Origin of the sequence: Mycobacterium sp. 1482292.6, assembly GCF_001672995.1 — a bacterium.
Lineage (GTDB): Bacteria > Actinomycetota > Actinomycetes > Mycobacteriales > Mycobacteriaceae > Mycobacterium > Mycobacterium europaeum_A.
Genome location: NZ_LZKV01000121.1, coordinates 1 through 11,341, shown reverse-complemented (window position 1 = coordinate 11,341; position 11,341 = coordinate 1). Strand labels below are relative to the sequence as shown.

Below are 11,341 nucleotides of genomic sequence, written 5' to 3'. Positions count from 1 at the left end.
GTCACCCGCCCGACGATGACGGTGAGCATGCCCGACAGCAGCATGCCGCCCAGCCAGCCGACCAGGATGCCGCCACCGTTCGGCCCGCCGTCGGGCTACGGAGCCGTCAAACCCGGGATCATCCCGCTGCGCCCGCTCACCCTCGGCGACATCTTCAACGGCGCGGTCGGCTATGTCCGAGCGAACCCCAAAGCGACGTTGGGGCTGACCGCCATCGTCGTGGTCATCATGCAGATCATCACCAAGGTCGCGTTCTTCGGCCCGCTGGCCGCCGCCGACAGGTTCGGCAGCGATGCGCCCGGCGAACTGAGCTCGGGGGTGCTGGGCGCGTGGACGGCCTCGGTGGGTGGCGGCATCCTGGTCGGCTGGCTGGGCGGCATGCTGCTGTCGGGCATGCTCACCGTCATCGTCGGGCGGGCCGTATGTCGGCGGGCCGTATCCCGGCGGCGGGCCGTATGGCGGCGGACCGTATTGAGGTGGTGGGCCGTATGCCGGTGGCGGACCAACCGGATTACCAGGCGGCGGCGCGCTCACCGAACCCCGCGGCCTTTACAGCCGGGCGCGTCGTTCGTCATGGGCTCCATCCTGTCGGCGGCCGGGGCATTTCACAACGTCGACCCCCCACCCGGCGCGTAGCGTCGCAGACATGGCGGAACTCAAATCCCGGATCCGGTCGGACTTGACCGCGGCGATGAAGGCCCAGGACAAGTTGCGAACGGCCACCCTGCGCATGCTGTTAGCCGCGATCCAGACCGAGGAGGTCTCCGGTAAGGAGGCCAGAGACCTCACCGACGAAGAGGTCATCAAGGTCCTGGCCAAGGAATCCCGCAAGCGGAGCGAATCCGCGGAGATCTACACCCAGAACGGCCGCGGGGAGCTCGCCGCCAACGAGCACGCCGAGGGCCGGATCATCGACGAGTACCTGCCCACCCCGCTCACCGAGGCCGAGGTGGCCGACGTCGCGGACACCGCGATCGCGCAGGTCGCCGAGGAGATCGGCGAACGCCCCGGGATGAAGCAGATGGGCATGGTGATGAAGGCCGCCACCGCGATCGCCGCCGGCAAGGCCGACGGCGCCCGCCTCTCGGCCGCTGTCAAAGAGCGGCTGTAGCCAACCGGGTCAGAGCACCACCCGGGTTCCGTCATCGCCGCGGCGCGTCGCGCGCCGGGCGTCGAGGTGTTCCAGCAGCGGCACCGCCACCCGCCGGGTGGTGCCCAGCGCCCGGCGCGCCTCGCTGACGGTGAACGGTTGCGGCAGCCCCCTCAGCACGGTGGCGGCCCGGTCCAGTGCGTCGGGCCCCAGCACCACCCCGTCGGCGATCCGCGTCAGCCGCCCGGCCCGCACCGCCGCGGCCAGCTCGCGAGGACCCAGGTTCAGCTCGGCGAGCTCGTCGGCCTCGGGCGCCCGGAACGGCTCGGCGGCCAGCCAGTCCTCGACCGTGCGCACGGCCTTGTCGACGCGGGCCGGCAGGCCCGACGCGGGCGGGCGGACCAACCCGTCGGCCACCTCGAGACCCGTGCCGTCCAGCAACTTCGGCAGCAATTCGGCGGCGGGCAACCCGACCTGCTGCCGCAACGTCTCGAGCGGCATGCCCGCCGCGATGTCGTGCTCGCCCACCCAGCGCCGCACCGCCGCGGTGGCGTCCTCGCGCCGCGCCGCCCACCACTGCGGGTCCACCACCCAGTCGCTCACCCGCTGCCCGCGCGGCGGCAGACCCATGGCGCGCAGGTCGGCCGCGCGCGCGACGTCGGGGGCGCGGACCTGGCCGGTGGCCAGTTCTGCGGCGCGAACCCGCGCCGCGCCGCGCCGCCGCAGCGCGGGAGGGCGGACGTCGAGCACCCCGATGCCCGCCGCGATCCGGTGCTGTCCGGGGTCGCGGAGCAACCCGATGTCGCCCACCCGCAACGGCAGCGGCCTGGCCAGCCGCAGGCGCGCCGCGGCCGGCCCCAGCCGGCGAACCTGCACCGGCACGGCCGCCGACCCGACATGGAGCATGAGCTGGCGGCCCAGCGAGTCCGCCGATCGCAGGGCCACGTCGATCTCTGCGGTGTCCAGCCAGGCGCTCGGCGTGCGCACGGTGTCCCCGCGACCGATGTCGTGCCGGTCGACGCCGCGCAGATTCAGCGCGACCCGGGCCACCGCGCCGACCTCGGAATGGTTGCGGCCCAACGATTGCAGCCCGCGGACGGTGACGCGGCGCCCGGCGTGCTCGAGTTCGTCGCCCACCCGCACCGTGCCGGCGGCCAGCGTGCCGGTGACGACCGTCCCGGCACCCCGGACCGTGAAGCTGCGGTCCACCCACAGCCGCACGTCGGCCGCGGGGTCCGGGGCGGGCAGCCGGTCGGTCAGCGCCACCAGTTCGGCGCGCACCCGGCCCAGGTCGGTGCCGATAGCCACGGGAGCACCGGCGAGCGAGGTGGCGGCAAGCCGTTCGGACGCCTGGGTGGCGGCCGGGCCCGGATCGGCGAGGTCGGCCTTGCTGATCACCAGCAGCCCGTGGCGGACGCCGAGCGCGTCCAGCGCCGCCAGATGTTCCTCCGACTGCGGCATCCACCCCTCGGTGGCCGCGACGACGAACACCACTCCGCCGTTCAAGGGGACTGGCCCCAGGCCGGCCAGCATGTTGGCCACGAACCGCTCGTGGCCCGGCACGTCGACGAACGCGAGCTGGCGCCCGTCCAGCTCGGTCCACGCGAAGCCCAGATCGATGGTCAGGCCACGGCGCTGCTCTTCGGCCAGGCGATCCGGCCACATCCCGGTAATCCGTTGCAGCAGAGTCGATTTGCCGTGATCGACGTGTCCGGCGGTGGCTAAGACGAACACGCCCGTACCGCCGCGGCCAGCAGCTCGTCGTCCTCGGGTGCCACCGTGCGCAGGTCGAGCAGACACCGGCCGCCCTCCAGGCGGCCCACCACGGGCGGGGTGCCGAGCCGGAGCGCGGCCGCGTAGGACTCGGGCAAACTGACCGCGGCGCTGGGCAATTCGACCCCGGGCGCCCCGCCACCGCCGACGGCCGCGACGCAGTCCACCGCCGCCGCCCCTGCCAGCCCGGCGGCCAGCGCCTCGGCCCTTGCGCGCAGCCGGTCGACGTCGGCGGCCAGCGACTGGGCCACCGGCGGGGGCGGCCCGAGCAGCGTCGCTTCCAGCGCGGCCAGCGTCAGCTTGTCCACCCGCAGGGCGCGCGCGGCGGGATGGCGGCGAATCCGCTCGGTCAGCTCGGAGCGGCCGAAGAGCAACCCGGCCTGCGGCCCGCCGAGCAGTTTGTCCCCGCTCGCGGTCACCAGGTCGGCGCCGTCGGCCAGCATCGACGTCGCGTCCGGCTCGTCGGGCAACACCGGGTGCGGCGACAACAGGCCCGAGCCGATGTCGACCACCAGCGGCACGTCGAGCTTGCGCAGTTCCGGCGCCAGCGTCGCGACGTCCACGGCCGAGGTGAACCCGGTGACGTGGAAGTTGGACGGATGCACCTTGAGCACGAAACCGGTCTGCGGGCCCAGCGCCTCGGCGTAGTCGCGCAGGCTGGTGCGGTTGGTGGTGCCTACCTCGCGCAGCCGCGACCCGGTGGATTCCAGCAGCTCGGGGATGCGGAAGCCGTCACCGATTTCCACCAGTTCGCCGCGGCTGAGCACGATCTCCTTGCCGGGGGCCAGCGTCATGGCGGTCAACAGCAGCGCGGCGGCGTTGTTGTTGACGACGTGCACGCCGCCGGCGGTCGGGACCGCGGCGGCCAGCGCGGCCAGCGCGCCCCGGCCCCGGCGCGCGCGCCGGCCCGTCGCCAGGTCGAACTCGACATCGGTGGCCCCGCCGGCGGCGACCACCGCGTCCAGCGCGGCCCGCGACAGCGGCGCGCGGCCCAGATTGGTGTGCACCACCACGCCGGTGGCGTTGATGACCGGCCGCAGGCTCGAGGCGGTGGCGGGCAGCGCGGCGATCGCGTGCTCGGCGACCTGCTCGGGTGCGATCTCGCCCGCGCGGGCCCGCCGCTGCGCCGTGGCGATCACCGACTTCACCAGCGCGCGGCCCAGCACTCGTTGCGCCGCGGCCAGCCGCGGATCGGCGAGCAGCGTGTCGGTGCCGGGCACCCGTCGGCGCGGATCGGTCATCGCGGACCCGAAAGAACATGGCGGAGGCGGACGGGAATTGAACCCGCCAACGACAGCGACTGCCGTTCGACGGTTTTGAAGACCGCGCCGGTCACCAGACCGGACACGCCTCCTTGAGCCATGGCGCCAATTGTCGCAGCCTTCGGCGCGCGGGCACCATGGACGCCGTGACGTACCGATTGACTCAATACGCCCACGGGGGCGGCTGCGCCTGCAAGATCCCGCCCGGTGAGCTCGAGGACGTGGTCCGCGGGCTGGGTTCCAACCCGCCGCGCGACCCGTTCGGGGAGCTGCTGGTGGGCCTGGACAACGGCGACGACGCGGCGGTGGTGCGCATCCAAGAGGGCACGGCGTTGATCGCGACCACGGACTTCTTCACCCCGGTGGTCGACGACGCCTACGACTGGGGCCGCATCGCGGCCACCAACGCGCTGTCCGACGTCTACGCGATGGGCGGGCGCCCGGTTGTCGCGGTGAATCTGCTGGGCTGGCCGCGCGAGGTGCTGCCGTTCGAGTTGGCCGCCGAGACGCTGCGCGGCGGGCTGGAAGTGTGCGCACTGGCCGGCTGCCACCTGGCCGGCGGGCACAGCGTCGATGACCCCGAACCCAAGTACGGGCTGGCGGTCACCGGGATCGCCGACCCAAACCGCTTGCTGCGCAACGACTCCGGCAAACCCGGGACTCCGCTGTCGCTGACCAAACCGCTGGGTGTCGGCGTGCTGAACAACCGGCACAAGGCCACCGGGGAGCGCTTCGAGGAGGCGGTCGCCGTGATGACCACGCTCAACGCCGACGCGGCCGCGGCGGCGCTGGCGGCCGGGGTCCAATGTGCCACCGACGTCACCGGTTTCGGGTTGCTCGGGCATCTGCACAAGCTGGCGCGGGCCAGCGGTGTGACGGCGGTGATCGATTCGGCGGCGGTGCCCTACCTGGACGGCGCGCGGGCGGCGCTGGCGGCCGGCTACCTCTCCGGCGGCACCCGGCGAAACCTCGACTGGGTGGCGCCGCACGTCGACCTGTCCGCCGTGGGAGAGGACGACGCATTGCTGCTCGCCGACGCGCAGACCTCCGGTGGGCTGCTGATCGCCGGAGAGATCCCCGGGGCGCCGGTCATCGGCGAGCTGGTACCGCGCGGCGAACACACCATCGTGGTGCGCTGATCGGGCCCACCGCACTAGGGTTAGGACATGGCCCTGCGCGAAGTGTTTCTGGAATGGCCCGTCCTGCGCCAGTTGCGCTCGACGGACAAGCTTGGCCGCGGCTCGGCGGTGACCTCCAAACAGACCCGCGCGCTGGCGCCGCGCACCAGCACGGCCGACCGCGTCGTGCAGAGCGTGTGCCCGTACTGCGCCGTCGGTTGCGGTCAGCGGGTGTACGTCAAGGACGAGCGGGTGGTCCAGATCGAGGGCGATCCCGATTCGCCGATCTCGCGGGGACGCTTGTGTCCCAAGGGTTCTGCCAGCGAGCAGCTGGTGAATTCGCCCGGCCGGCAGCTGCAGGTCCTCTACCGCCCGCCGCGGGCCACCGAGTGGCAACCGCTGGAGCTCGACACCGCGATCGACATGATCGCCGACCGCTTCGTGGAATCGCGGCGCAACAGCTGGCAGGACATCGACAAGAAGGGCAACCTGCTGCGCCGCACCATGGGCATCGCCGCGCTCGGCGGTGCCACCCTGGACAACGAAGAGAACTACCTCATCAAGAAGCTCTTCACCGCCGCGGGCGCCATTCAGATCGAGAACCAAGCTCGTATTTGACACAGCGCCACGGTTCCCGGTCTGGGAGCCTCCTTCGGGCGCGGCGGCGCCACCCAATCACTGCAAGACATGGCCAATGCCGACTGCATTGTCATCCAGGGCTCCAACATGGCCGAGTGCCACCCGGTCGGGTTCCAGTGGGTGGAAGAGGCCAAGGCGCGCGGTGCCCGGGTGATCCATGTCGACCCGCGCTTTACCCGGACCTCGGCGGTCTCCGACCGGCACATCCCGATCCGCGCCGGTTCGGACGTGGTGCTGCTCGGCGCGCTGATCAACCACATCCTGTCCAACGACCTGTGGTTCTCCGAGTACGTCGTCGCCTACACCAACGCCGCCACCCTGATCAACGAGAACTTCAGGGACACCGAGGATCTCGGTGGCCTGTTCTCCGGATTCGACCCCGAAACCGGGCAGTACGACACGTCGAGCTGGGCCTACGACGAGCAGGGCAACGGCCAGATCGAGTCCCCGGGCGGGGGCCACACGCACGGCACCACCGCCTCGGAAAGCGGAGCCGGACAGGAGCACGGCAGCGGCGGCCCGCCGCTGGCGCACGCCAACGTGAAGCGCGACGAAACCCTGCAGCACCCCCGGACCGTGTTCCAGATCCTCAAGCGCCACTACGCCCGCTACACCCCGGAAATGGTCAAGGACGTCTGCGGTATCAGCCGCGAGGATTTCGACTACCTGGCCCAATCCATCGTGGAGAACTCCGGGCGCGAGCGCACCACCTGCTTCGCCTACGCCGTCGGCTGGACCCAGCACACGCTCGGCGCCCAATTCATCCGCACCGCAACGATTTTGCAGCTGCTGATGGGCAACGTCGGCCGTCCGGGCAGCGGCATCATGGCGCTGCGCGGCCACGCCACCATCCAGGGCTCCACCGACATCCCGACGCTGTTCAACCTGCTGCCCGGGTACCTGCCGATGCCCAAGGCGGGCATGCACGACACCCTGGCCGACTACCTCGACGCGGTCGGATCCAAGAAGCAGAAAGGCTTCTGGGCCAACGCCGATGCCTACACCGTCAGTCTGCTCAAGGCGTGGTGGGGGGACGCGGCGACCGCCGACAACGACTGGGCCTATGACTATCTGCCGCGGTTGTCCGGCCCGCACGGCACCTATCAGACCGTGATGGGGATGCTTGACGACGAGGTCGAGGGCTACTTCCTGCTCGGCCAGAACCCCGCGGTCGGTTCGGCCCACGGCCGCATGCAGCGGATGGGCATGTCACATCTCAAGTGGCTGGTGGTCCGCGATCTCAACCTCATCGAATCGGCCACCTGGTGGAAGGACGGACCCGAGATCGCCTCGGGCGAACTCAAGACCTCCGAGATCGACACCGAGGTGTTCTTCCTGCCCGCCGCGACGCATGTGGAAAAGGCCGGATCCTTCACCCAGACGCAGCGGCTGGTGCAGTGGCGGCACAAGGCCGTCGAGCCGCCGGGCCAGTGCCAGAGCGAACTGCAGTTCTTCTACGAGCTCGGCAAACGGATCCGGCAACGGCTGGCCGGGTCGACCGACGAGCGCGACCGGCCGCTGCTGGACCTGAGCTGGGACTACCCGGCCGACGAGCACGGCGAGCCCGACGGGGAAGCGGTGCTGGCCGAGGTCAACGGCTATCGCGTCGACGGCTCCGGGCCGTTGACGTCCTACACCGAGCTGCGCGCCGACGGGTCGACCGCCGCCGGCTGCTGGATCTACACCGGGGTCTACGCGAACGCCACCAACCAGGCGGCGCGCCGGGTGCCGCACGGCGGTGAGTCGCCGAGCCAATCGGAATGGGGCTGGGCGTGGCCCGCCGACCGGCGGGTGCTCTACAACCGCGCGTCGGCCGACCCGGACGGCAAGCCGTGGAGCGAGCGCAAGCGCTACGTCTGGTGGGACGAGGAGCAGGGCCGCTGGGTCGGCTACGACGTCCCGGACTTCGTGGCCGACCGGGCTCCCGGCAGCCGGCCCGACCCCGATCTCGGCGGACCCGATGCGCTGGCCGGGGACGACCCGTTCATCATGCAGGCCGACGGCAAGGGCTGGCTGTTCGCGCCGAAGGGTGTGGTCGACGGGCCGTTGCCCACGCACTACGAGCCGCAGGAGTCACCGGTGACCAACGCGCTGTATCCGCAGCAGCGCAATCCCGCGCGAATCACGTTCCCGCGCAAGGACAATCTGAGCGCACCCAGCGCCGGTGACCCGGGCGCCGACGTCTACCCGTACGTGTTCACCACCTACCGGCTCACCGAGCATCACACCGCGGGCGGCATGAGCCGGTGGCTGCCCTACCTCTCCGAGCTGCAACCGGAGATGTTCTGCGAGGTGTCCCCGGAACTGGCCGCCGAGCGCGGCCTCGAGCCCTACGGGTGGGCCACCATCATCTCGCCCCGCGCCGCGATCGAAGCCCGGGTGCTGGTCACCCAGCGGGTGAGCCCGCTGATCATCAACGGCCACACCGTGCACCAGATCGGCTTGCCCTACCACTGGGGAGTCGGCAGCGACGCGGTGGTCAGCGGGGACGCGGCCAACGACCTGCTCGGTGTGACGCTCGATCCCAACGTGCAGATCCAGGAGTCCAAGGCCGGGTCGTGCGACATCCGGCCGGGCCGCCGCCCGCAGAGCGAGGATTTGTTGCGGCTGATCGCCGACTACCAGTCACGCTCGGGCGTCACCACCGAAACCGGCAACACACGGGTGAGTGACGCCGCCTGGGAAGGAGGAGCCGATGGGTCAGCTGACCGGGCCGACTGACCCGGCCGCGGCGGCCGGATGGCCGGACGCCAAGCCGCGCAAGGGTTTTTTCACCGACACCTCGATCTGCATCGGCTGCAAGGCCTGCGAGGTCGCCTGCAAGGAGTGGAACCGCAACCCGCGCGACGGCGACCTCGAGCTGCTGGGGTCCTCGTACGACAACACCGGCGCGCTGGGCGCCAGCACCTGGCGGCACGTGGCCTTCATCGAGCAGGGCCGCGAGCGCATCAAAGAGGCCCGCGAATCCGGCCGTGCCCTGATCGATCTCGGCATGCCCGCCTTGCCCGGCGCCGCGAAAATCGCTGCCGCCGAACCGGTTTCGCAGCCGCTGCACACCCCGGAGTTTCGCTGGTTGATGTCGTCGGACGTGTGCAAGCATTGCACGCACGCCGGCTGCCTGGACGTCTGCCCGACGGGCGCGCTGTTCCGCACCGAGTTCGGCACGGTGGTGGTGCAGCACGACGTCTGCAACGGCTGCGGCACCTGCGTGGCGGGCTGCCCGTTCGGCGTGGTCGAACGGCGCAGCGACGGCACCTACGCGACACCGGTGGAACGCCCGGGCCGGCCGAAGGAGGAGTTCGTCACCGGGGTCGCCCAGAAGTGCACGCTCTGCTACGACCGCCTGGTCGAGGACCAGATCCCGGCGTGCGCCCAGACCTGCCCGACGACATCGATCAAGTTCGGCGATCACGGCGAGCTGGTGGCCCAGGCGCGCGAGCGGGTCGCCCAGCTGCACGCCGAGGGGCGCACGGAGGCAAGGCTTTACGGCGCCAACGAGAATGACGGCGTCGGCGGCACCGGGTCGGTGTTCCTGCTGCTCGACGAGCCGGACGTGTACGGGCTGCCGCCCGACCCGCGGGTCTGCACGGCCGATCTGCCGGCCATGTTCAAGCGCGCCGGCCTGGCCGCGGCCGGCATGGTCGGCGCGGCCGCGCTGGCGTTTTGGAGGAGCCGATGAGCACGTCGGAATTCGACAGCTTCCGTCCGCCGGAGCCCAAGGGCGGCAAGCGGCGCAAAGGCAGGCGCGCGGGCCGGCGCGGCGGCGCGGACGGCTCCCGCGAGATGCCGATGGTCCCCGACGCCGAGTTCACCTCGTATTACGGGCGGCCGGTGGTCAAGCCCGCGCCGTGGGGACACGAAGTCGCGGCCTACCTGTTCCTGGGCGGCGTCGCCGGTGGCTCCGGATTGCTGGCGGCCGGTGCCCAGCTCACCGGGCGAAACACGTTGCGCCGCAACACCAGGCTCTCCGCGCTGATCGCGGTCGCCCTGGGTGCGCTCGCCCTGGTGAAGGATCTGGGCCGGCCCGAGCGCTTCGTCAACATGCTGCGGACGGTCAAGCTGACCTCGCCGATGAGCATCGGTTCCTGGATTCTCAGCCTGTTCTCGGCCGGCATCGGCGTTGCCTCTGCCGCCGAGGTCGACCGGATGACCGGCGAGCGAATCCCGTTGGGCCCGTTGCGGCCCGTGCTGCGCGCCGTGGAGGGGCCGGCCGGACTGGAAGCCGCGGTGTTCGCGGCGCCGCTCGCCGTCTACACCGCGGTGCTGCTCACCGACACCGCGACCCCGACGTGGAACGCCGCGTATCGGGACCTGCCGTTCGTGTTCGTCAGTTCGGCGAGCCTGGCCGCCTCGGGATTGGCGATGATCACCACCGGGGTCGCCGAGGCCGGGCCCGCCCGCAAGCTCGCCGTCATCGGCGCGGTCGGCGACCTGATCTGCACCCGGGTGATGGAGCGCCGGATGGACCCGGTGACCAGGGAACCGCTGCATCACGGCACGCCCGGACGGCTCCTGACGGCCAGCGAATGGCTAGCCGCCGCAGGCGGTTTGGGCGCGCTGCTGGGCGGGCGGCGCCGCGGCGTCGCGGTCCTGTCCGGCCTCGCGTTGCTGACGGCATCCGCCGCACTGAGGTTCGGTTTCTTCGAGGCCGGCAAGGAATCGGCCGGCGACCCTCGCTACACGATCGAGCCGCAGAAGCGCCGGCTCGCCGCGCGCCGGGCCGCCGGGGTGACCGGGGACTCGATCACCACCGCGGGCTGAGGGCGCGGCCGCACAGCGGGTCGTAACCGAGGGCGTCGTTTGCGCTCTGTGTAGTCGGGTACTCCGTCACGCATGACGAATTTTGGCTACACTTTGATGACCGAGCAGAGTGGACCCAAAGACCTTGTCCGATATGCGGTTTCGGCCGAAGAGCGCGGCTTCGACTTCCACGTGTGCAGCGATCACTTCTCGCCGTGGCTCACCACGCAAGGACACGCGCCGAACGCCTGGGCGGTGCTGGGTGCGGTGGCACAGGCCACCGAGCGGGTCGACCTCTACACCTATGTGACGTGCCCGACGATGCGCTATCACCCCGCCGTCGTCGCCCAGCAGGCGGCCACCGTGCAGATCCTGTCCGACGGCCGGTTCACCCTGGGCCTGGGCAGCGGTGAAAACCTCAACGAACACGTCGTCGGCAAGGGCTGGCCGACCGTCACGCGCCGGCAGGACATGCTGCGCGAAGCGATCAAGATCATCCGAGAGCTTTTCGGCGGGCAACTGGTGGACTTCACCGGCGACTATTTCCAGGTCGACTCGGCCCGGCTGTGGGACGTGCCCGACGTGCCGGTCGGCATCGGGGTGGCGATGGCGGGTGCCCGGGGCGTCGACAAGTTCGCCAAGCTGGCCGACCACCCGTCCGCCGCCCGCGAGGTTGGCGGCTTGGCGGGCGGAGTGCCATTCCCTGACGAGTTCGGCGT

General features: G+C 71.2%; 8 protein-coding genes, 1 tRNA gene and 1 pseudogene. 7 read left to right on the top strand and 3 right to left on the bottom strand.

All coding sequences use genetic code 11. The annotated features are described in order from the left end of the window. Nucleotides 1–423 (top strand): annotated as a pseudogene (locus A5624_RS12820) (hypothetical protein); the annotation flags it as partial. Between the two features lie 223 nt (nucleotides 424–646). Next, entirely contained in the window at nucleotides 647–1,111 is a 465-nt protein-coding gene (locus A5624_RS12815) for a GatB/YqeY domain-containing protein (protein WP_066866672.1), read from the top strand. A gap of 9 nt (nucleotides 1,112–1,120) precedes the next feature. Here A5624_RS12815 and A5624_RS12810 read toward each other — a convergent pair whose 3' ends face one another. From A5624_RS12810 to A5624_RS12800, 3 genes are all read right to left on the bottom strand, one after another. Continuing rightward, a complete protein-coding gene (locus A5624_RS12810; RefSeq protein WP_066866670.1) occupies nucleotides 1,121–2,824 on the bottom strand; it encodes a selenocysteine-specific translation elongation factor in 1,704 nt (567 codons plus the stop codon). Next, a complete protein-coding gene (gene selA / locus A5624_RS12805; protein ID WP_066866667.1) occupies nucleotides 2,812–4,104 on the bottom strand; it encodes an L-seryl-tRNA(Sec) selenium transferase in 1,293 nt (430 codons plus the stop codon). Before selA ends, A5624_RS12810 begins: the two co-directional genes overlap by 13 nt. Before the next feature lie 18 nt (nucleotides 4,105–4,122). Then, nucleotides 4,123–4,217: transfer RNA gene (locus tag A5624_RS12800), tRNA-Sec, on the bottom strand. A 45-nt stretch (nucleotides 4,218–4,262) separates the two neighbouring features. Here A5624_RS12800 and selD point away from each other — a divergent pair. The 5 genes from selD to A5624_RS12770 all read left to right on the top strand — a co-directional run. Next, the gene (selD, locus tag A5624_RS12795) at nucleotides 4,263–5,264 is read left to right on the top strand and encodes a selenide, water dikinase SelD (protein WP_369827476.1); all 1,002 of its coding nucleotides are present in this window, start codon (nucleotides 4,263–4,265) and stop codon (nucleotides 5,262–5,264) included. Nucleotides 5,265–5,291: 27 nt separating this feature from the next. Then, nucleotides 5,292–8,603, top strand: a complete 3,312-nt coding sequence (fdh, locus tag A5624_RS12785) for a formate dehydrogenase (protein ID WP_156748999.1) — start codon at nucleotides 5,292–5,294, stop codon at nucleotides 8,601–8,603. Continuing rightward, the gene (locus A5624_RS12780) at nucleotides 8,578–9,561 is read left to right on the top strand and encodes a 4Fe-4S dicluster domain-containing protein (protein ID WP_066866659.1); all 984 of its coding nucleotides are present in this window, start codon (nucleotides 8,578–8,580) and stop codon (nucleotides 9,559–9,561) included. Before fdh ends, A5624_RS12780 begins: the two co-directional genes overlap by 26 nt. Continuing rightward, nucleotides 9,558–10,643, top strand: a complete 1,086-nt coding sequence (gene nrfD / locus A5624_RS12775; protein ID WP_066866658.1) for an NrfD/PsrC family molybdoenzyme membrane anchor subunit — start codon at nucleotides 9,558–9,560, stop codon at nucleotides 10,641–10,643. Before A5624_RS12780 ends, nrfD begins: the two co-directional genes overlap by 4 nt. Before the next feature lie 72 nt (nucleotides 10,644–10,715). Continuing rightward, nucleotides 10,716–11,341 (top strand): TIGR03557 family F420-dependent LLM class oxidoreductase (locus A5624_RS12770; protein ID WP_231999623.1); only part of this gene is annotated, 626 nt, incomplete at its 3' end.